Below are 21,856 nucleotides of genomic sequence, written 5' to 3' on the forward strand. Positions count from 1 at the left end.
AAGGTACGTGTAAAACGCGGCTCGACAGCACATTCGAATGGTGAAGAATCATGTCCGAAAGTCCGATTGATCCTCATGCGCATCATCACGCGCATTGTTTGCCGTTCAGCGCGCAGTTGCTCGGCGCGGCGGGCACCAAACCACGCACGCGGTTCCGCTTCTGGGCGCCGTCGTGCAAGAGCGTGCAGATCGCCGTCGAGAGCGGTGCTGCGCAGGGCGCGCACGACATGACGCCGACCGGCAACGGCTGGTTCGAAGCAACCGTCGACTGCGGCGCGGGCACGTTGTATCGCTTCCGGCTCGACGGCGAGCAGTTGGTGCCGGACCCGGCGTCGCGCTTCCAGCCGCAGGACGTGCATGGGCCGAGCGAGGTGATCGACCCGCGGGCGTATCGGTGGGAACACACGAGCTGGCACGGCAGGCCGTGGGAAGAAACAGTGCTGTACGAGTTGCATGTCGGCGCGATGGGCGGTTATGCAGGCGTGCAGAAGCGTTTGCCCGAACTCGCCGCGCTCGGCGTCACGGCGATCGAATTGATGCCGTTGAACGACTTCCCCGGCAAGCACAACTGGGGTTATGACGGCGTGCTGCCCTACGCCCCCGATTCCGCCTATGGCCGCCCCGAAGAACTCAAAGCACTGATCGACGCCGCGCACGGTCTCGGCCTGATGGTGTTTCTCGATGTGGTCTACAACCACTTCGGCCCGGACGGCAACTATCTGCACGCGTATGCGAGTTCGTTTTTCCGCGACGGCACGCATACGCCGTGGGGTCCGGCAATCGATTTCAATCGCAATGAAGTGAGCGATTTCTTCACCGATAACGCCGTCTACTGGATCAACGAGTACCGGATCGACGGGTTGCGCTTCGACGCGGTGCATGCAATCGACAATCACGAATGGCTGCGCAAATTGTCCCACCATATCCGCGCGGCCGTGCAGCATGGGCGGCATGTGCATCTGGTGCTGGAGAACGAGCACAACAGCGCGAGCCTGCTGGACACGCATTTCGACGCGCAATGGAACGACGACGCCCACAACACGCTGCACGTTCTGCTCACTGGCGAAACAGAGGGCTACTACCACGCGTACGAAGATCAGCCGGTTCGCCGGCTTGCACGCGTGTTGTCGGAAGGCTTTGCGTATCAGGGCGATCCATCGCCGATTCACGACGGTGCGCCGCGCGGTGAATCGAGCGGACATTTATCGCCGACGTCGTTCGTGATGTTTTTGCAGAACCACGATCAGATAGGCAATCGTGCATTTGGCGAACGCCTGCGCAAACTGACATCGGATCAGGCATTGCGCGCAGCCACCGGTCTGCTGCTGTTGTCGCCGCAAATCCCACTGCTTTTCATGGACGAGCAATACGGTTCGACCCAGCCCTTCCTCTTCTTCACCGACTACACCGGTGATTTAGCCAACGCCGTACGCGAAGGACGCCGCCGTGAATTCGCGCGCTTTTCTTCGTTCAGCGATGAGAAGAAACGCGCGCAGATTCCCGATCCGAACGATGTCGGGACGTTTAATGCGTCATCGCCGCCCGCACCAGGCGAAGCGGCGGCGGCCAACGACGACGCACAAGCGAAAGACCGCCTCGACTGGATGCACTTCTACAAGTCCGCGCTCGCCGTGCGCGCGAAGCTGATCACACCGCGCCTGAAGCACGGCAAGGCGCTGGGCGCGAGCGTGCTCGGCGCGGCCAATGGCGGCGATGCCAACGCACTGGTCGCACGCTGGAAACTGGGTGATGGAGAGACGCTGTCGGTGGCGTTGAATCTGTCGAAGGAAAACGTCGCTTTGGAACAGATACCCGCTGGCAAGGTGATTTTCGAAACGCCGCCGCGCGTGCGCGAACAGGTCGCCGCTGGCACGCTACCGCCGGACACGTTCGTCGCGTGGCTAACCGGCGACGTCAGCGACTACGCGATCGGCCACGATGCGCGCATCGCAGGAAAACAGGAGCGCCACGCGTGACAACCCGACGCCCCAACGAAACGATCGTGACTCTTGCCACCCGTGCCGGCTTCGAGGTGGAGTGGCAGGACGCGCATCACACCACGCAGCATGTGCCCGACAGCACACTTGCCGTTCTGCTCGACCGGATGGGCTTGCCCTGCGGCAACGCTACCCAGATCCGGCAAAGCGCGGCTGCTCTGGAGGCCGAACTGTCGGGCCGGAAAATGCCTCCGCTGATGACGGCCGAGATCGGGCGCGGCATCGCGCTGCCTGCCGCGGCAGTGAAGTCCGGCAGCCATTACCGGATCGAACTGGAAAGCGGTTCGATCATCGATGGCCGCTTTACGGCGCCCAAAGGCGAAGAAGCGTTGCTCGCGCCGATCGACGAACCCGGCTATCACACGCTCGTGATCAACGAGCAACGGGTGACGCTGGCCGTCGCGCCACGCCGCTGCTACACCGCCGATGACGCGTGGCGCACGCTGCATCCGGACGACACGAAGAAAACGCCGCCGCTGTGGGGCGTCGCCGCGCAGCTGTACGGACTGCGTCGCACCGGCGACGGCGGCATCGGCGATTACTCGGCACTTGCCCAGGTGGCAACGGAAAGTGGCAAACGCGGCGCGCACGCGCTCGCCGTCAGCCCGACTCACGCGATGTTCAGCGCAGAGCCGAATCGCTTCAGCCCTTATTCGCCGTCGTCGCGGTTGTGGTTGAACGTCACCCATATCGATCCGGCTGCGGTGTTCGGCGCGGACGCCGCGCGCGATGCGCTCAACGCCGCGCAAGCCGCCGACGCCTGGTCGCAACTGGAAGATCTGAAGCTGATCGACTGGCCGAATGCGGTCATGCTAAAGCTGAAGGTCTTGCGCACGCTGTACGAGCATTTCAGCCAAAACGAACGCCTCCAGCACACGCCGCGCGCGCTGGAATTTCATGGCTTCTGCGAACGTGCCGGACGCGCACTCGAGGACCACGCGCGATTCGAAGCGCTGCAAGCCGCGCAGCTTTCGCAGGAAGGCGGCCACGGACATTGGCGCGACTGGCCCGACGCATTGCGCGATCCGCGCAGCCCGGAAGTCGAAGCGTTTGCCGAAGCCCATCGCTACGAAGTCGATTTCCATCTATTCCTGCAATGGCTCGCCGCGAAGGGTTTATCGCACGCGCAACAGGCCGCGCACGACGCCGGCATGGCGGTCGGCCTGATCGCCGATCTCGCGGTGGGTTGCGACAGCGCGGGCAGCCACGCGTGGTCGTATCGCGACGACATGCTGCAAGGCGTATCCGTCGGCGCGCCTCCCGACCTCTTCAACCAGGCCGGACAGGCATGGGGCCTCACCACCTTCTCGCCGCGCGCGATGCGCACGCAGGGCTTTTCCGCGTTCATCGACATGCTGCGCGCGGCGTTCGCGCATGCGGGCGGCATCCGCATCGATCACATTCTCGGCTTGCGGCGGCTGTGGCTCGTGCCCGAAGGTGAAAGCGCGCGCAACGGCGCGTATTTGCGCTATCCGCTCGAAGACCTGTTGCGGTTGATCGCGCTCGAATCGTGGCGGCATCGCTCGATCGTGATTGGCGAAGATCTCGGCACCGTGCCGCCGGGTTTTCGCGAGCGACTCGACGAACACGGCATCGCCGGAATTCGTGTGCTGTGGTTCGAAGGCGCACAAGACGGCGACGGCTTCAAGCCACCGTACGAGTGGGACCGCAACGCGGTCGGCACCACCACCACCCACGATCTGCCCACCGTGGCCGGCTGGTGGCGCGGCAGCGACATCACGTGGCGCAACAAGATCGGGCAGACGATGGCGCGCGCCGATGGCCGCGACCCCGAGGAAGCCGCGCAGGAGGAACGCGCGAAGGATCGCGCCAAACTGTGGCACGCGTTTCAGCAAGCCGGCGTGGCCGCGTCAGGCGTCACTGCACCGCCCGCCGAAAGCGCGCCCGTGGACGAAGCGCTGGCCTTCGTGGCGGCGACGCCTGGCCCGCTCGTCACGTTTCCGCTTGAAGACCTGCTCGCGCTGGTCGACCAGCCGAATCTGCCCGGTTCGATCGATGAGCATCCGAACTGGCGGCGCCGGCTGAGCCTGCCGGTCGACGAATTGTTCGCTGACGATACGTTCTGCGACCGCCTGCTGGCGGTCGACCGCGCGCGCAGTGCCCCGCGGATTGCCCCGCGGATTGCGCCCCCTATTTCGCCCCCTTCTTCCAACGCTTCTTCGGAGCCTGATACGCCATGACCGTCCCGCGCTCCACGCTTCGCCTACAGTTCCACCGTGGCTTTACGTTCGACGACGCCGCGAAGCACGTCGATTACTTCGCCGCGCTCGGCATCAGTCATGTGTATGCATCGCCGATCACGACCGCCGAGCCGGGCTCGATGCACGGCTACGACACCGTCGACTACACCCAGGTGAGTGCCGAATGTGGCGGCGAGGCGGGCCTCAAGCGCCTCGTCGACAAACTGCGTGCGCACAACATGGGACTGATCGTCGACATGGTGCCGAACCATATGGGTGTCGGCGGATCGAGCAACGCGTGGTGGCTCGACATTCTCGAATGGGGCCGTCATAGCGCGTATGCACGCCATTTCGATGTGGACTGGCATTCGCCCGACCCCGCACTGCGCGGCAAGGTGCTGCAACCCACACTCGGCGCGCCCTATGGCGAGGAACTCGCGGCGGGCCGCATCGCGCTGCATTTTGCGTCGGACACCGGCCGCTTTTTCATCGGCTATGGGCCGCATGTGTTCCCCATTTGCCCGATCGATTACGCGTCGATCCTGCAAAGCGCGGATCGCGCCGACCTCAGCGCGCTTGCCGAGCGCTTCCAGGGACTGACGACGCAGCCCACCGATCAACCGCGTGCCGCCGAGGCGCGCAACGCATTGCGTGAGTTTGTCGCGCAAAACGGCAATTCGGCAATCGAGATCGTGCTGGAGGCGTACGCGCCGGAAGATCCGGTGACGCGTGACCGCTTGCATCGGCTGATCGAACGGCAGCACTTCCGGCTGGCGTGGTGGCGCACCGCATCCGATGAAGTGAACTGGCGGCGCTTCTTCGATATCTCGACACTGGCCGGCGTGCGCGTGGAGCGGCCCGAAGTTTTCGACGCGGTGCATGCGCTGGCTTTCCGCCTTTATCAGGAAGGCGTGGTGGACGGCCTGCGGATCGATCACGTCGACGGACTCGCTGAGCCGCGCGAATACTGTCAGCGCCTGCGGCAACGGCTCACCGAATTGCGCGACAGTGCGCCGTATGTGGTGGTCGAGAAGATTCTGGGCCGGGGCGAGCCGCTGCGCGATGACTGGCCGGTTGACGGCACCACCGGCTACGACTTCATGAGCGACGTGGGCGCGCTGCTGCACGACCCTGCCGGCGCGGAACCGCTCGCGCGCACGTGGGCTGAGTTGACCGGTCGCAGCCCACGTTTCGCCGACGAAGCGCTGGCAGCTCGCCGCAAGATTCTCGCGGAAAACCTGTCGGCGGAACTGGACCGCGCGGCGCGGGCGCTGCATCGCATTGCACGCGATTCGCTGACCACACGCGACTTCACTTTCACGACCTTGCGCCGCGTGCTCACCGAACTTGTCGTGCATTTTCCGGTGTACCGGATTTATCCGCAGAACGGTTTGCGCAGTGCCACCGACAACATTTACTTCGACCAGGCTTTGGCGGGCGCGCAAGTAGCGCTGTCGCGCGCGGACCATGTCGTGCTCGATCGCGTGAATGCGTGGCTTGGCGGCAGTGCTGAAGAAGTACCCGGCACGCGAACCGGCGCGCCGCCGCAGCAGCAAGGTCAAGGCGGCGGGCCGCCGCCTCATGCGGGCTCGTCGCGCCGCACCGCGCAAACGCTGTTTTCGCAACTGACCGCGCCGGTCGCCGCGAAGGCGGTCGAAGATACCGCGTGCTATCGCTATGGGCGGCTGTTGTCGCGCAATGAGGTCGGCTCTGATCCGGGCGAATTCGCGTTGTCGGTTGAGCAATTTCATGCGGCAAATCTGGAACGGTCGCAACGGTTTCCGCATGCATTGCTCGCTACGGCCACGCACGATCACAAGCGCGGCGAAGACGTGCGTGCGCGGCTCGCGGTACTGAGCGAAATCGCGGACGATTGGAGCGCGACGTTGCGCGCGTGGTCGACGCTGAATGCGCCGCAGCGGCGGGCACTCGATGGCAAGCCGCTCAGCAGCGTAGGTCAGGATCGCAGCGACGACTGGGCGCCCGGTGCGGCCGCCGAAGCGATGCTGTATCAGACGTTGGTGGGATGCTGGCCGCCCGACCTGCAACCGGACGATGAAGCAGGCGTCAAGGAACTGGCCGAGCGCGTCGCGCAATGGCAATTGAAGGCGCTCAGGGAAGCGAAACTGCAAACCAACTGGCTAGCGCCCGACGAGGCCTACGAAACGGGCTGTCGTGATTTCCTGTTCGACATTCTTGCGCCGCAGCGCCGCGATGGATTCCTGAAGGAGCTGGCCGCTTTTGTCGCGCGAATCGGCCGTGCGGGGGCGCTGAACAGCTTGCAGCAAACTGTATTGCGACTCGCGTCACCTGGGATTCCCGATCTCTACCAGGGCACCGAATTGTGGGACTTCAGTCTGGTCGACCCCGACAATCGCCGTCCTGTCGATTTCGCAAAACGTGAGAGCTTGCTGGTTCAGACGCCGCCGTCGGAGTTTCTGCCCAGCTGGCACGACGGCCAAGTGAAGCTCGCCGTCGTGCAACGTGTGCTCGCGTTGCGCGAGCATTTGCCGGAGTTGCTGAGCCAAAGCACGTATTTGCCGCTGACGGTGCGCGGCCCACATGCGTCGAGCGTGATCGCGTTTGCGCGGCGGCATGGCAATGCGTGGGCGGTGGTGGTGGCAAGTCGCCTGGCGGCTGGCCTGCTCGGCGACGACGGCGACCTGCCGCTAGTGGATGCCGCGAAGTGGGCGGATACCGCGGTGGAAATGCCGTCCGATTTATCGTCCCGGGCGTTGTTCGACTGGTTGAGTCCCGCCGCGCCGAAGGTTGACGAAAACGGCCTGCTGTATCTGCGCGATGCGCTGGCGGCCATGCCGATTGCGGTACTGGTAGAGGATGGGGTGCCGCGTAGCTGAGGGTTCGTCCTGGCGGACTTTTAAGCAAAAAGAGCACGCGTGGGTCGCGTGCTCTTTTCTTGCTGGCTGCGTGGACTTCAAACGTGTACTTCAACCGCCTTCATCATCAAACATTCGCGGATACACACGCACGAGTACGATGCGCGGCCCCTTCATTTTCTTGACCACCACGTCGAAACGATCGAACTCCACCCGCTGCCCCTCGGAAGGCAAATCGTTCAACGCCTGAATCACCAGCCCGCCAACCGACTCTGCTTTACCTTCGTCGATATCGATCCCCAACGCGCGTTCCAGCGACACGACCGGCAAGCTGCCCTTGCCCATCAACGTGCCGTCGTCCATGCGCGTCCAGTCGGCGTCACCCTGACGGAACTCGTCGTGAATCTGCCCGACCAGTGCGCCAAGCAGATTGTCGAGCGTCAGAAAGCCGATTGGCTTCGCATTCTTGTGACCGACCAGCGCGAGATGCGGCGCGCCCGTGCGGAAGCGCCGGAACAGTTCGAGGGCCGGCATTTCCGGCTTCACGTACTGTACGGGCCGCGCGTATTTCGACAGATCGTCGAGCGTACTGCCCGCCTGACGCGCGAGCAGCAGATCCTTCAAATGGATCATGCCGGTCACGCGCTCACCGGACGCATCGTCGAACAGCGGATAGCGGCTAAAGCGGTGCTGCGCGACGATGTGCATGTTGTCGCGCAACGGCAGATCGCGCCGCAAGCCGACCATCTCAAACGCCGGACGCATCAGATCCGACACCGTCATGCGCGAGAAGTCCAACGAATGCGCGATCGTGTTCCACTCGTCCTGGCTATAAGCGTCTTCGGGCGAACCAATCTCGGTCGCGACTTGCGCGCGCCGGCCACGCAGAATCAGCTTGAGTTCTTCGGTTGAGTAATGCGAGTCGTGGCCGTGATCGGCGTCTAATCCCGCCATTCTCAATACCGCGTTGGCACTCGAATTCAGCACCCAGATGAACGGATACATCGCCCAGTAAAAACCGTACAGCGGCATCGCGGCCCACAGCGATACTTTCTCCGCCTCGCGAAGGGCCAGCGACTTCGGCGCCAATTCGCCGACCACGATGTGCAGGAAGGAGATGCACGAGAACGCAAAGAACAGCGAAATGCCGTGAATCAACCGCTCCGATTCCACGCCGGCCAGCTTGAACAGCGGCGTGATCAACTCGGCAAAGGCAGGCTCGCCGATCCAGCCAAGCCCGAGCGACGCGAGCGTAATACCCAACTGACACGCGGACAGATAAGCGTCGAGACGCCCGTGGACCTTCGCGAGCAAACGTCCGCGCAAACCGTACCGCGTGGCGAGGCTTTGCACTCGCGTCTGCCGGAGTTTGACCAGGCCGAATTCAGCGGCGACAAAAAAGCCGTTGAGGGCAACGAGAAGCAACGCACCAATGAGAGCGACAACCTGGATCAAAGCAAAAGGCTCCGGCAACAAAAGTTGTCAGTATAGAGGGTGAAAGCTTGATGAAAAGTTAAGCGCGCACGGCAGGCGTGCGTGCGTTCACTTCGGCGCGACTGCGCTCAGTGGCACGCGCAACGTGAGCGTGACTGGTTCACCGCCGCTGGTATCGCTTTGCTCGAAACTGCCGCCGTGCGCTTCCGCAACCCGTTTGCACAACGCGAAGACCCACGCGATCCGCTTCGCTTCGCGCGGCTCGCCTGCCTGCTTACGCGCAAATGCTTCGAGTAGATGAGGCAGCGCCGGATCGTTCAGCGCGGCTTCGTTTGAATCATATGCGACGGTAGCGTGCCACGCGCCGGTTTCCACGTGCGCGGTCAGCTTGACAGCTGCGCCTTCAGCGCTCGCTTCGACCGCAAATGCAAGCATGACCCAGAGCGCGGCCGCGAGACGTTCGCGATCGCCATTGAGTTGTTCGGTGGCAAGTTGCGAATCGACCGCCACTTCCACGCCGCGTGAGCGGGCGAGACCGGAGCGGACTTCTTCCGCGGTTTCGTCGAGTAACGGATGGAGCGGAAACGGCGCGTAGGCGAGCGCCAGCGATTTAGTCTCGGCGCGCGTCGCGTCGACGATAGATTCCAGCAGCTTCACCTGCTGGTCCACGCCATTACGAATGCCGGTGACGGCGCGCTGCGCGTTGGGGTCGTTCGCGTCGAGCTTGCGCTCGAGCACATAGGCCCAGCTATGAATGGCGTTCAACGGACCACGTAAATCGTGCGATACCAGTGACAGCACATGATCGCGCATGAACAGCGCGGTTTCCGCCCGAAGATGGGCTGTGCGTTCGGATACGGCGAAGCCGGAAGAAGACGCCGGCGATGCGCCAGCAGCGCCGGTAGAAGACGTTGTCACAATCGAGCCCTCTCAGGCAGTGCATGATGATTGAAATAAGCCCCATTATAGGCACGGCATCCGGCACGAATAGCCTGGCCGGATGGCTAATTGCCCGGCAACCGTCACGCAATCCGCGTGCCACGCGGCCTTCGTGGGCAATCGTGGCCGGCAAGCCATCAACACGCCTACAATGTCGGTTTTTACGATTTTGACTGAGGAGCGACATATGTCGACAGTGACTACCGAATCCGGCCTGAAGTACGAAGACATCGTTGAAGGCAGCGGCGCAGAAGCCGTAGCGGGCAAGACCGTCAGCGTGCATTACACCGGCTGGCTGACCGACGGCCAGAAGTTCGACTCGAGCAAGGACCGCAACGACCCGTTCGCATTCGTGCTGGGCGGCGGCATGGTCATCAAGGGCTGGGACGAAGGCGTGCAAGGTATGAAGGTCGGCGGCACGCGCAAGCTGACCATTCCGCCGCAACTCGGCTACGGCGTGCGCGGTGCAGGCGGCGTGATTCCGCCGAATGCGACGCTCGTGTTCGAAGTCGAATTGCTCGACGTTTAAGTTTTTCGTTGTTTGTGTTGTTGCGCATCGCCGCTCAAGCTGAACCGCGCCAATGAGCCACGCTGCCGTCACTGCCCCTAGCGTTTCGTTGCGCCGTTACGGCGCAATCGAAGCGTCGGACGTGCACGACTTTCACCAGGTCGTGCTCGGGCTCGACGGCGCAATGCTGATGGCGGTAGACGGCGTTGCGCAGCAAATCGACGCCGGCTCGGCATGGCTGATCCCAGCCGGTGCGCGGCACGACTACGCGGGTGTCGGCGAAAACCGGCAACTGGTGCTGGATTTGCCGGCTACGTCGCTAGCCGTGCCGGAACGTTTGTTCGACCGCGCACGCGCCGTGACGGTCGACCCTTCGCTCGCGCAACTCGTGCATCGAATCGCGGCGCACGCCACGGGCGGCGCACGGGGCGACGATCTGGACAGCCGGCGTTTTCATTGGGACGCAGCGGCCCGCCTGGGCGCCGCATTGGTCGCCGACGCAGGCACGACAGCGGGCATGCAGGCCGCCGGTGCTGGTCTCGACTTCGCGCGGATCGACCGCTGGCTGCGCGCGCATTTATCCGAGCCGTTGCGTATCGCCGACCTCGCCGCGCATTGCGGCTTTGGCATGCGGCGCTTTCATCAGCTTTTTATCGACGCTTTCGGCGAAACACCGCATCGCTATTTGCAGCGGCTACGGTTGGACACGTCGATCACGCTACTCGCGGACCCACGTCTTTCGCTGACGGATATCGCATTGGAAATCGGTTTCGGCGATCAGAGCGCGTACACGCACGCGTTCACGCGGCGTTTCGGGCTGGCACCAGGGCAGTGGCGCGCGTTGCGCCATTGAGTAGTGTGGCGAGAGCCTGATGACGCGAGCCGCCTGAACAGGACGGCCCGCCTTTGCAAATCGATTCCTTTTTCGGCGCGTGTGGTCGCTCGAAGAGGAAACATCAGGCGCTGGAACTCGGCGTCCTTTCCTTCCGTACGACTCAACTCGCCAGACCGCGCTCCAGGTCACTGCGAATATCGCCGGCATTTTCCAGACCCACGGCAAGACGGATCAACCCTTCGCTGATCCCTGCGGCTGCGCGCGCTTCCGGCGTGACGCGGCCATGCGTGGTGGTGGCCGGATGCGTGATGGTCGTGCGCGTGTCGCCGAGATTGCCGGTGATCGAGCAGATCTTCGTGCTGTCGATCACACGCCATGCATTCGCGCGCATCTGCTCCGGCGTATCGCCCTTCAATTCGAACGACAGAATCGCGCCGCCCGACTTCTGCTGACGCATCGCCAACGCATGCTGCGGATGCGACTCCAGCCCCGGGTAAAACACCCGATTCACCGCCGGATGCGTCTCGAGCCAGCGGGCGATTTCAAGCGCATTCGCCGACTGTTTGTCGACACGCAACGACAGCGTTTCCATGCCCTTGAGCAACACCCACGCATTGAACGCGGACAGCGTCGGCCCGGCGCTACGTACGAACGGGAACACCTTCTCCATGATGAATTTCTTCGAGCCGACCAGCGCGCCGCCCAGCACGCGACCCTGACCATCGAGGAACTTGGTGGCCGAATGCATGACGACGTCCGCGCCAAGCTTCAACGGCTGTTGCAACGCGGGACTACAGAAGCAGTTGTCGACCACGAACACTGCGTTCGCCGCCTTCGCGATCTTGCTGATCGCGGCGATATCGGACACTTCAGTCAACGGGTTCGACGGCGTTTCGAGGAAGAACATCTTCGTTTCGGGACGCACTGCGTTTTGCCATGCATCGAGATCGGTCGGATCGACGAAGGTGGTCGTAATGCCGAACTTGCTGAAGATCTGCGAGAACATGCCGAGCGTCGAGCCGAACAGCGCCTGCGAGCTGACCAGATGATCACCCGCCTGCAATGTCGACATCACCACCGACATGATCGCGGCCATGCCCGACGCGGTTGCCATACACGCCTCGCCGCCTTCGAGCGCGGCCAGCCGGTCCTGGAACATCGACACAGTCGGATTCGTGAAACGCGAGTAGGTGAAGTTGTCTTCGGAGTTCGCGAAGCGCACGGCGGCGTCTGCGGCACTCGCGAACACGAAGCTCGAGGTCAGGAAAATCGCTTCCGAGTGCTCGTTGAAGTCGCTGCGCGCTGTGCCCGAGCGAACTGCCAGCGTATCGAAATTCAGGGAGTCGTCCATGTTGGTTCTGGTTTCCAATGTTCGATGGCTGCGTTCGGTGCGGCTCGACAACACAAGCGCAACAACGAACGGCAGCAACAAAAAAGCCCGCTTTTGCGTCGGCATAAGCGGGCTTCATGTGCGGTAAAGCTGGAGCGGAGGCGGATGAGTGCGGCTTTTCCACCCTTCGCTTTAGCTGTTTCGGGTTGCCCCGCGTCCGCAAGCTGAGATCAAATCGACGCAAGCCGTCATGCTAACACGCTCGCGATGTGACGTGCAGTGCACGACCACGCCGCGAGCGGGTCGCGTTCATTAGCCTACCGACAACTGCAGATGCAGTTGCGAACGCGCCGGGCCACCACCGTCGATCGCTTCGCTAGCAGCGTCACGATCCGATTGCGACGACGGTGCGAGACGCGCGGTTTCGATCCGGTCGAGGTACTCGGTCGTGATGTCGCCGGTCACGTAGTTGCCATCGAAACACGACGCTTCGAATTCCTTCAGCGCCGGGTTCGTGTCGCGCACCGCTTGCTTCAGCGCTTCCACGTCCTGATACACGAGGTGGTCGGCGCCGATCATGCGCGCGACTTCTTCGTCCGTACGGCCGTGGGCAACGAGTTCGCCGCGTGTCGGCATGTCGATACCGTAGACGTTCGGGAATTTCACCGGCGGCGCCGCCGACGCGAAAATCACCTTGTTCGCGCCTGCATCGCGGGCCATCTGCACGATTTCATGCGAAGTGGTGCCGCGCACGATCGAGTCGTCGACGATCAGCACGTTCTTGCCCTTGAACTCGATGCCCATCGCGTTCAGCTTCTGACGCACCGACTTCTTGCGCACTGCCTGGCCCGGCATGATGAAGGTACGGCCGACATAACGGTTCTTGAAGAAGCCTTCGCGATACTCGACGCCCAACTTCTTCGCGACCTGCATCGCGGCCGGACGGGACGAATCGGGAATCGGCATCACGACGTCGATCGCGACGTCGGGCAACTCGCGCCTGATCTTCTCGGCGAGATAATCGCCCATGCGCAGACGCACGTTATAGACCGGCACGCCGTCGAGCACCGAGTCCGGACGCGCGAGATACACGAGTTCGAAAATGCACGGGTTCAGGCTCGGGTTCGTCGCGCATTGCTGCGAGTGCAGGTTGCCTTCAATATCGATGAAAATCGCTTCACCCGGCTCGATGTCGCGCACGAATTCGAAGCCGATACCTTCAATCGCGACCGATTCCGACGCCAGAATCCATTCGACGCCTTCAGCCGTTTCCTGCTTGCCGAGGCACAACGGACGGATACCGAACGGGTCGCGGAAGCCCAGCAGACCGTAACCGGCGATCAGCGAAACAATCGCATACGAACCCCGCACCCGGCGATGCACGCCCGACACCGCCTTGAACAGCGCGGCCGGATCGAGTTGCAGACCCGAGCTGGCCAGCTGCAATTCGTGCGCGAGCACGTTGAGCATGACTTCGGTGTCGGAATTCGTGTTGATGTGGCGGCGATCGATGCGGAACATCTCATCTTTCAGCTGCTGCCAGTTGGTCAGATTGCCGTTATGCGCGAGGATGATGCCGAACGGCGCGTTCACGTAGAACGGCTGGGCTTCTTCTTCGCTCGATGCAGAACCGGCGGTCGGATAACGGACCTGGCCGATACCCGTGGTGCCCGGCAGGCTGCGCATGTTGCGCGTGCGGAACACGTCGCGCACCATGCCGTTCGCCTTGTGCATGTGGAAATTGCTGCCGTTCGCTGTCGCGATGCCGGCGGCGTCCTGACCGCGATGCTGCAGGAGCAGCAAGCTGTCATAGATCAGCTGATTGACGGGGGAGTGGGAAACTACGCCTACGATGCCGCACATGGCATGTCCTTCAAAGGTACGAAATTCGTCATGGCGTCCGGTGCCTGCGATGAGGGTCGCGAAGTCATGTGACGAAGCGCGGTGTTACGCGCGTTGTCACATCAAGGCACCCGGCTGCGCCGGAGTCCTGCTATGTTCCTCCGACCGCTCGCCTGATCGTCACACTCGGACGTAGGCAGCAAGCGTCTCGGGAAGCAGCGGTTTCATTACGTGCACGCCCTCGACCGCATAGGGGCGAAGCAGGGCGTTGCGCCAGAAATCCTGTTCCGGGAGTTCGGTCAAGCCAGCAAGGGCGACCAGAATCAGCACCAGAATCACCCCGCGTACGAGGCCGAACATTAAACCGAGCGAGCGGTCCACGCCGCTCAAACCCGTTGCCTGCACGATGCGGCTCAGCAGCGCGTTCAGCACGCCCACCACCAGCACCACACCGATCACCACCAGCGCGAACGCGACCAGCCACTGGGTCAACGCGCCGCCGGGCCACGTGGACGGGATATGCGGCACCACATAACCGACAAAGCGGCAGGCAATGAAAAACGCCGCGATCCAGCCGATCAGCCCGAATATCTCCGACAAAAACCCGCGCCACGTACCGCGCAGCGCCGACAAACCAATCACCGCCATTACAGCGTAGTCGAAGGCAGTGAACATCGCTGGCTTACTGCGCTGCGCTGTTGCTGTTCGAGCCCGACGTCAGGCCGGCCGCGCGAACCTTTGCAATCGCGGCGGTGGCCGCTGCACGGTCGGCAAACGGGCCGGCGCGCAACAACGTGAGCGTTGTGCCGTCTGCCTGCTTGCGATGTTCGGTATATGCGGGCACCCCCGCCGCTTTCAACTTGCCAGCCCAGTTACGCGCATTGGATTCATCTGCAAACGCGCCCAGTTGGACCGCGAAACGGCTGCCTGCGGGCGACGCCGGCGTGCCGGAATTCGCGTTTGCGCTGGCGGCTGCCGTGCTCGAGTCCTCGTCGCCAGCGGCTGCGGTGTTTTCCGTGTTACGTGTGGCTGCCGGTTGCGGGGACGGCGTTCTGGCCGGCTTGGCTGCTGTTGCAGGCGCCGCCGGAGTCGGGTTGGCCGCGATAGCCGGCGCCGGCGATTTCGCCGTTAGCTTGGCTGCCGGTGATGCGGCCGCGTCCGCGCTCTGCTTTGTTGCGCTCTGCGCCGAGTTGGCCGCCGTGGTCGGCGCCAGCGCGGAAGCCGCGAGACCCGCGTCGGGTGCTGGATTGTCGGGCGCTACGCCGGCCTGGCTGTCTTCGACGGCGCGGGAGACTTTGGGCGCGGGACGGCTGGGAATGTCGATGGAGATGTCGTCGGTGACGGGTTTTGGATGCGAATCCAGCACCATCGGCAGAATAATGACCGCTGCCACGACCAGCGCGATTGCGCCAACGAGCCGACGCCGTGCACGCTGCTTTTCCGGCAACGTGGGGTCGAGCAACATCGCGTCAGCGTCGACGGGGCGCTCGGTGCGGCGGGTTCGCCGCTCCACACGCTCACCACGGGCGGCCCGAGTGGAACTGGTATTTGCGCCGCGCCGGGTAGGTGCGTCGTCTTTCTTGCCGAACGAGAAAATTCCCATGAATCGCTTGGTTCGAGCCTGGCGCCCGTTCAGTGTTGCTGCGATTTACGGTAGGCCATCACGCCTGCTACCGTGTAGAAGCTGCCGAAGACCACAATTCTATCATTCTCTGACGCTCGTTTTAGCGCGTCTTGGAAAGCCTCTGCCGGAGTGGCATAGCGCGTAATGCTGCTGTCGCCGCTGTCCTCGACACCCTGTTCGCGCAACGCCGCCTCGAGTTGTTCCGCCGATGCCGCCCGCGGAGTCGGCAAATCGGCTACGCACCAATGGTCGATATCGCCCTTCAGATGCGTCAGCACGCCCGCAATGTCCTTATCGCGCATTGCACCGAATACCGCGTAGGTGTACGGGAAGAACCCCATATTGCCCAGGTTTTGCGACAAAACAGCGGCTGCATGCGGATTGTGGCCGACGTCCAGCACGATGGCCGGCTTGCCAGGCAACACCTGAAAACGGCCAGGCAGTTCCACATTGGCGAGGCCGAGACGGATGTCCTGCGCCGACACCGGCAAACGGTCACGCAGCGTTTCGAGCCCTGCCAACGCCGCCGACGTGTTGATTAATTGATTTGCGCCTCGCAATGCCGGATAGGCGAGCGCCGAACGCCGCATGGTCGGGCCGACGTAGCTCCATTGCTGGCGCTCGCTGCCCGCCTGGCCTTCGTAGCGAAAATCACGGCCGAATAGCCACAATTCGGCGCCAATTTTTTCCGCGTGATCGATCAACGATTGCGGCGGCACCGGATCGGCGCAGATCGCCGGCTTGCCCGGGCGGAAAATGCCCGCCTTTTCGAAGGCAATTTTCTCGCGCGTATCGCCGAGATACTCCGTGTGATCAATATCGATGCTGGTAATGATCGCGCAATCTGCATCGAGGATATTGACTGCGTCGAGCCGGCCGCCCAGGCCAACTTCGAAAATCACCGCGTCCAGCTTGCGCGAGGCGAACAGGCTCATGATTGCCAGCGTCGTGAACTCGAAGTAAGTCAGCGAAACCGGCTCGGCGAGACTCAAACGCGCGGCTTCGACGGCTTCGAAGTGCAGTAGCAGATCAGCGTCGCTCGCCATCGAGCCATTCACCCTCGCCCGCTCATTGAACGTCAGCAGATGCGGCGACGTGTGACATCCCACCGTGAAACCCGCGCGCAGCAGAATGGATTCGAGGATCGCGCACGTCGAGCCCTTGCCGTTGGTCCCGCCGACTGTGATGACAGGACACTCAAACGACAATTGCATCGCGTCGCGCACTTGCGAGATACGGCCCAATCCCATGTCGATACCGACTGGATGCGCGGATTCAAGGTGCGTGAGCCACGCGTCGAGGGAAGGGAATGTGGTCATCGAGTGAATCGCGAGTAAATCGGTTAAGCGGTGGTGCGAATGTGAGCGGGGCGGCTGAGCTGGTTTTTGGCATGCCGCCGGGGGCAGAGTTTATGCGCACAAAGCCGCGCTTGAGCCACGCAGGCGATCCCGCCGCACAACGAGACCGTGATTATCCTGGAAATGGCAGCGCGCCGCTTGATCACTCACGCGGCGCGCTATTTTTGTGACAGATTTATTGGCCAGACACGGCCGCGCCCACTGACGCGACGGTCCGCCATTGCGCGAACGAACGCTTACGCGACCGCGTCTGCCGGTTGATGGCTCAGAAGCGCCATCAATTGGGCAATTTCTTCACGCAGCTTGCGACGGTCGACGATCATATCGACCGCGCCCTTCGTCAGCAGGAACTCGGCGCGCTGGAAGCCTTCCGGCAGCTTTTCGCGCACGGTTTGTTCAATCACACGCGGGCCGGCAAAGCCGATCAGCGCCTTCGGCTCGGCGATCACCACGTCACCGAGGAACGCGAAGCTCGCGGACACACCGCCCATAGTCGGGTCGGTCAATACGGAGATGAACGGCAGCTTGGCTTCGGCGAGCTTGGTCAACATGGCCGTGGTCTTCGCCATCTGCATCAGAGAAAGCAGGCTTTCCTGCATCCGCGCGCCGCCCGAAGCGGTGAAGCAGATAAACGGCACTTTCTGTTCGAGTGCGTTCTGTGCACCGCGCGCGAAGCGTTCGCCAACTACCGAACCCATCGAGCCACCCATGAACGAAAACTCGAAGCACGCGACCACGACCGGAATTGTATGGATTGCACCGCCCATCACGACCATTGCGTCGGTTTCGTCGGTGTCGTCCATCGCTTCTTTCAGGCGATCCGGGTACTTACGACTGTCCTTGAACTTAAGCGCGTCGACCGGAACGATTTCCTGGCCAATTTCGTAGCGCCCTTCCGGATCGAGCAGGCCGTCGAGCCGCTCCCGCGCGCCGATCCGCATGTGGTGGTCGCACTTCGGGCAAACATGCAGGTTCGCCTCGACGTCGTTGCGATACAGCACGGCTTCGCAAGACGGACACTTGATCCACAAACCTTCCGGAATTCCCTTGCGGCTTTTCGGATCGGTCTGTTTGATTTTCGGCGGCAGCAGCTTATCGAGCCAGCTCATATTGAATCCTTCTGGGGTCAACAGTCGTGCAAACGGCGGGATAAACCCGCCGCACACACTACAGCGACAAAATAACTGTTATCGGGCAATCGCGACGCTATCGATCGCTCCGCGCACTTCAGCAATGAAGCGCGTGAGCGTTTCGGCAGCGGTTTCGGGAGCTGCCTGTTCGAGCAATTGGACGATACGGCTGCCGATCACGACGGCATCGGATACTTCGGCCACCAAACGCGCCGTTTGCGCGTCACGAATGCCGAAACCGACGCCCACCGGCAGGGGTACGCGCGACTTGATGGCCGGGATTTTACTCGCGATGCTGGAAACGTCCAGATTTGCCGAGCCGGTCACGCCTTTCAACGACACGTAATAGACGTAGCCGCTCGCAATTTTACCAACTTCTGCGATGCGCTCATCCGTTGAGGTCGGCGCCAGAAGAAAGATCGGATCGATACCGGCAGATCGCATCTGATCGGCGAAATTAACACACTCTTCCGGCGGGTAATCGACAACCAGTACGCCATCGACGCCAGCTTCCTGTGCGGCTTTCGCAAAGGCCTCTGTACCCATCCGTTCGATCGGATTGGCATAGCCCATCAGCACGACTGGCGTCTTGTCGTTGGTTTCGCGGAAGCGCTTGACGTCGGCGAGAACGTGGCGCAGCGACACGCCGTGAGCCAAAGCACGCTCCGACGATTGCTGGATCACCGGCCCGTCGGCCATCGGGTCGGAAAACGGCACGCCAAGTTCGATCACATCGGCGCCGCCAGCGGCGAGCGCGTGCATGAATTCGACCGTGCGAGCCGGGTCGGGATCGCCGGCGGTCATGAACGGAATCAGGCCTTTCTTACCTTCAGCGGACAACGCGGCAAACGTGTTCTTGATACGGGACATGGAATTTTCTCGAATTTGGGTTACTGCGCGTGACTCTTGCGCGCTGACTTGCGCAGCGCGTCACTCACTGGACTTCGGTCGGCCGTTGCGTTTTCGCCTTGGCCCGACGCGACACAGGAGGCGTTGCGGCGGCGCTCACGCGCTCGCGCGCTATCGCGCAGTAACTTTCATTGATCTCATAGCCGACGAATTCACGCTGATGACGGACGCAAGCGACTGCAGTGGTACCGCTGCCCATGAACGGGTCGAGCACGCGCCCGCCCTTCGGACAGCTGGACAGCACCATGCGCTCGACGATTTCCAGCGGTTTCTGGGTCGGATGCGCGACGCGTTCGGCGTGTTGCCGATGCAGCCGCGATATCGACCAGAGATCCTTTGGATTATAGCCAAGCTCCAACCACTTGCTTCCCTCAAACAACTTACGCGAACGCGCCTTCTTCGTGACTGCATCGTACGGGATGCGGACGGGATCGAGATCGAAAAAATAATCCTTCGATACCGCGAAAAAGCCGATGTTGTCGTGCACCGAAGTGAATCGCCGCACTGTGCCGCCCATGCTCGGTACGCGCCGGTCCCAGATGATTTCGTTGATCATCACGAGTTTTGTCTTCAGAAAGCTGAAGATTTCCGGCGAATACTGCCACGTGCAGAAAATGTAGAGCGAACCAGACGGCTTGAGCTTGGGAACAGCCAGCTCGAGCCACGCACGCGTCCACGCGAGAAAGTCCTCGCCCGTGCGCATGTCGGAGTCGTTGCCGTAGTCCTTGCCCAACCCATAAGGCGGATCGCAGACGATCAGATCGATCGACCCGTCCGGAATGTTCGCCACATCGGTCAGAAAATCGCGGTTCAACAGCTGGATGCCGGCAGGCACCTTCGCCAGTAAGGGCGCGGGCGCCTCGGCCACCGCTACTTCGGTGGCCGGACTCGTAGTTTCTATCGCCGGCTGCGGCTCGTCGAACTCGTCACGCATCGTCGCGGCGCTCAGAACTGAATGCCCGATCGCTCAGCGACCGTATGCATGTCCTTGTCGCCACGGCCCGACAAATTGACCAGAAGGACCTTGTCCTTCGGCAGCGTCGGCGCGAGCTTCGCGGCGTACGCCAGCGCATGGCTGGACTCGAGCGCCGGAATAATGCCTTCGATGCGACAGCAGTCGTGGAACGCCTTAAGCGCTTCTTCGTCGGTGATACTGACGTATTCAGCGCGTTTGCTGTCTTTTAGCCACGCGTGTTCGGGACCAACGCCCGGGTAGTCGAGACCTGCGGACACCGAATGTGTCTCCATGATCTGACCGTTTTCGTCCTGCAGCAGATAGGTGCGGTTGCCGTGCAGCACGCCTGGCGTGCCGCCCAGCAGCGAAGCCGCGTGGCGGCCGGTTTCGATGCCGTCGCCGGCCGGCTCGACACCAATCAATCGAACCGAAGTGTCGTCAATGTATGGGTAAAAGATACCCATTGCATTCGAACCGCCGCCAACACACGCGATCACGGCGTCAGGCTGACGCCCCACCATCTCGGGCATCTGCACCTTGCATTCGTCGCCGATCACGCGTTGGAAGTCCCGCACCATCATCGGATACGGATGCGGTCCTGCCACCGTGCCGATGATATAGAACGTGCTTTCGACGTTCGTCACCCAGTCGCGCATTGCTTCGTTCAGCGCGTCTTTCAGCGTGCGCGAGCCCGATTCGACCGGCACGACAGTCGCGCCGAGCAGTTTCATCCGGTACACATTGGCGGCCTGGCGGCGCACGTCTTCCGCGCCCATGTAGACCACGCATTCCATGCCGAAACGCGCCGCGATCGTTGCCGTTGCAACGCCGTGCTGACCCGCGCCGGTTTCCGCAATCACGCGCGGCTTGCCCATGCGCTTCGCCAGCAATGCCTGGCCAATCACGTTGTTGATTTTGTGCGCGCCAGTGTGGTTCAGATCTTCACGCTTGAGGAAAATCTGCGCGCCGCCGACCATCTCACTCCAGCGCTTCGCGTGATAAATCGGCGACGGACGGCCGACGAAATGCTTCAGTTCGCGCTCGTATTCGGCGACGAATTCAGGATCTTTCTGGAATTTTTCGTACGCTTCACGCAACTCAGTCAGCGCGTGAACCAGCGTTTCAGCGACGAAAACGCCGCCATATTGGCCGAAATGGCCTCTTTCGTCAGGCAAGTTATACATGGTGATCACTCTTCTCAGTGTGGCGTGCGGTTTTCGGAAACAGGCCGCACGCCTGAATCATTCGACGTCTGCCGCGCGCACCGCGCGTACAAACGTCGCCATCCGGGCGTGATCTTTCACGCCCTTGGCGCCCGCGACTTCGATGCCGCTCGAGACATCGACCGCGTACGGGCGCACGCGATGGATCGCGTCACTGACGTTTTGCGCGTTCAACCCACCACTCAAAACGCCCCGACGCGCGAGCTCTGCTGGAATAAGTGACCAATCGAAAACCTTCCCGCCGCCGCCATAGCCTTCGACATGGGTGTCGAACAGGAGGCCGCTGGCTGCTGAATAGTTAAGAGCTGATTTTACCAAATCAGCCGGCTGAGTATCCGCCGCAACCCGTAATGCACGCAACCAAGGCAAACCCGCAACGCTGGCAAGCGCTTCGCACTGCTCGGGGGTCTCGTCGCCGTGGAACTGCAACAGCGTGAGCCCGACGTTGCTGACCACTTCGCTAACCCAGTCGGGCGTTGCGTTGACGAACAGGCCGACCACCGACACGAACGGCGGCACGTCGTGCACGAGTTCGACCGCTTGCGCGACGCTCACCGAGCGTGGGCTTGGCGGGTAGAACACCAGGCCGATCGCGTCTGCGCCGAGATCGATTGCGTGCGCGACGTCCTCCGGCTTCGACAATCCACACAACTTGATCCGCGTACGATGCGGCGCACGCTGCTGCGGCGTGCCGGAATCAGCCGGATTTGCCAGATTTTCGGTTGCTTTCATGT

Annotated in this window: 17 protein-coding genes; 5 read left to right on the top strand and 12 right to left on the bottom strand. The window is 62.3% G+C overall.

Annotation, left to right across the window (positions count from 1 at the left end; all coding sequences use genetic code 11):
• Positions 1-50: 50 nt before the first annotated feature.
• The 3 genes from treZ to treY are packed head-to-tail and all read left to right on the top strand — an operon-like array spanning position 51 to position 7,056.
• Positions 51-1,976, top strand: a complete 1,926-nt coding sequence (treZ, locus tag LMG28727_RS25400) for a malto-oligosyltrehalose trehalohydrolase (RefSeq protein ID WP_201645063.1) — start codon at positions 51-53, stop codon at positions 1,974-1,976.
• On the top strand, positions 1,973-4,198 hold the full coding sequence (gene malQ, locus LMG28727_RS25405; RefSeq protein WP_201645064.1) for a 4-alpha-glucanotransferase: 2,226 nt from the start codon (positions 1,973-1,975) through the stop codon (positions 4,196-4,198). Before treZ ends, malQ begins: the two co-directional genes overlap by 4 nt.
• Positions 4,195-7,056, top strand: coding sequence for a malto-oligosyltrehalose synthase (gene treY / locus LMG28727_RS25410; protein WP_201645065.1), 2,862 nt, complete (start codon positions 4,195-4,197; stop codon positions 7,054-7,056). The genes malQ and treY overlap by 4 nt, the downstream gene beginning before the upstream one ends.
• 90 nt (positions 7,057-7,146) lie before the next feature.
• Here treY and LMG28727_RS25415 read toward each other — a convergent pair whose 3' ends face one another.
• A complete protein-coding gene (locus LMG28727_RS25415) occupies positions 7,147-8,490 on the bottom strand; it encodes a hemolysin family protein (protein ID WP_201645066.1) in 1,344 nt (447 codons plus the stop codon).
• 87 nt (positions 8,491-8,577) lie between these two features.
• On the bottom strand, positions 8,578-9,387 hold the full coding sequence (locus LMG28727_RS25420; protein ID WP_201645067.1) for a sensor histidine kinase: 810 nt from the start codon (positions 9,385-9,387) through the stop codon (positions 8,578-8,580).
• A gap of 208 nt (positions 9,388-9,595) precedes the next feature.
• Here LMG28727_RS25420 and LMG28727_RS25425 point away from each other — a divergent pair, with 208 nt between their 5' ends.
• Together LMG28727_RS25425 and LMG28727_RS25430 are read left to right on the top strand one after the other, a co-directional pair.
• The gene (locus LMG28727_RS25425) at positions 9,596-9,937 is read left to right on the top strand and encodes an FKBP-type peptidyl-prolyl cis-trans isomerase (protein WP_074770998.1); all 342 of its coding nucleotides are present in this window, start codon (positions 9,596-9,598) and stop codon (positions 9,935-9,937) included.
• Positions 9,938-9,989: 52 nt separating this feature from the next.
• Positions 9,990-10,769 carry an AraC family transcriptional regulator gene (locus tag LMG28727_RS25430; RefSeq protein WP_201645068.1) on the top strand — a complete coding sequence of 260 codons (780 nt, stop codon included), beginning with the start codon at positions 9,990-9,992 and terminating at the stop codon, positions 10,767-10,769.
• Positions 10,770-10,911: 142 nt separating this feature from the next.
• On the opposite strand, the gene LMG28727_RS25435 is transcribed toward LMG28727_RS25430, so the two are convergent.
• The 10 genes from LMG28727_RS25435 to LMG28727_RS25480 form a co-directional block, all read right to left on the bottom strand.
• Complete coding sequence (locus tag LMG28727_RS25435; protein ID WP_201645069.1) at positions 10,912-12,102, bottom strand: O-succinylhomoserine sulfhydrylase; 1,191 nt, start codon at positions 12,100-12,102, stop codon at positions 10,912-10,914.
• 291 nt (positions 12,103-12,393) lie between these two features.
• On the bottom strand, positions 12,394-13,944 hold the full coding sequence (purF, locus tag LMG28727_RS25440; protein ID WP_201645070.1) for an amidophosphoribosyltransferase: 1,551 nt from the start codon (positions 13,942-13,944) through the stop codon (positions 12,394-12,396).
• 159 nt (positions 13,945-14,103) lie between these two features.
• The gene (locus LMG28727_RS25445; protein ID WP_074766695.1) at positions 14,104-14,598 is read right to left on the bottom strand and encodes a CvpA family protein; all 495 of its coding nucleotides are present in this window, start codon (positions 14,596-14,598) and stop codon (positions 14,104-14,106) included.
• 7 nt (positions 14,599-14,605) lie between these two features.
• Positions 14,606-15,526 (bottom strand): SPOR domain-containing protein, encoded by a 921-nt coding sequence (locus LMG28727_RS25450; protein ID WP_201645071.1) that lies wholly within the window; start codon positions 15,524-15,526, stop codon positions 14,606-14,608.
• A gap of 29 nt (positions 15,527-15,555) precedes the next feature.
• A complete protein-coding gene (gene folC / locus LMG28727_RS25455) occupies positions 15,556-16,866 on the bottom strand; it encodes a bifunctional tetrahydrofolate synthase/dihydrofolate synthase (protein WP_201645072.1) in 1,311 nt (436 codons plus the stop codon).
• 275 nt (positions 16,867-17,141) lie between these two features.
• Entirely contained in the window at positions 17,142-18,014 is an 873-nt protein-coding gene (gene accD, locus LMG28727_RS25460) for an acetyl-CoA carboxylase, carboxyltransferase subunit beta (RefSeq protein WP_201645073.1), read from the bottom strand.
• Between the two features lie 78 nt (positions 18,015-18,092).
• Positions 18,093-18,905: a tryptophan synthase subunit alpha gene (gene trpA, locus LMG28727_RS25465; protein ID WP_201645074.1), complete on the bottom strand. Its 813-nt coding sequence runs from the start codon at positions 18,903-18,905 to the stop codon at positions 18,093-18,095.
• Between the two features lie 64 nt (positions 18,906-18,969).
• Complete coding sequence (locus tag LMG28727_RS25470) at positions 18,970-19,878, bottom strand: DNA-methyltransferase (protein WP_201645075.1); 909 nt, start codon at positions 19,876-19,878, stop codon at positions 18,970-18,972.
• Between the two features lie 11 nt (positions 19,879-19,889).
• Complete coding sequence (gene trpB / locus LMG28727_RS25475; RefSeq protein ID WP_201645076.1) at positions 19,890-21,083, bottom strand: tryptophan synthase subunit beta; 1,194 nt, start codon at positions 21,081-21,083, stop codon at positions 19,890-19,892.
• 57 nt (positions 21,084-21,140) lie between these two features.
• On the bottom strand, positions 21,141-21,854 hold the full coding sequence (locus tag LMG28727_RS25480; RefSeq protein ID WP_201645077.1) for a phosphoribosylanthranilate isomerase: 714 nt from the start codon (positions 21,852-21,854) through the stop codon (positions 21,141-21,143).
• Between the last annotated feature and the right edge of the window lie 2 nt (positions 21,855-21,856).

The organism is Paraburkholderia metrosideri (genome assembly GCF_904848625.1).
GTDB classification, from domain to species: domain Bacteria; phylum Pseudomonadota; class Gammaproteobacteria; order Burkholderiales; family Burkholderiaceae; genus Paraburkholderia; species Paraburkholderia metrosideri.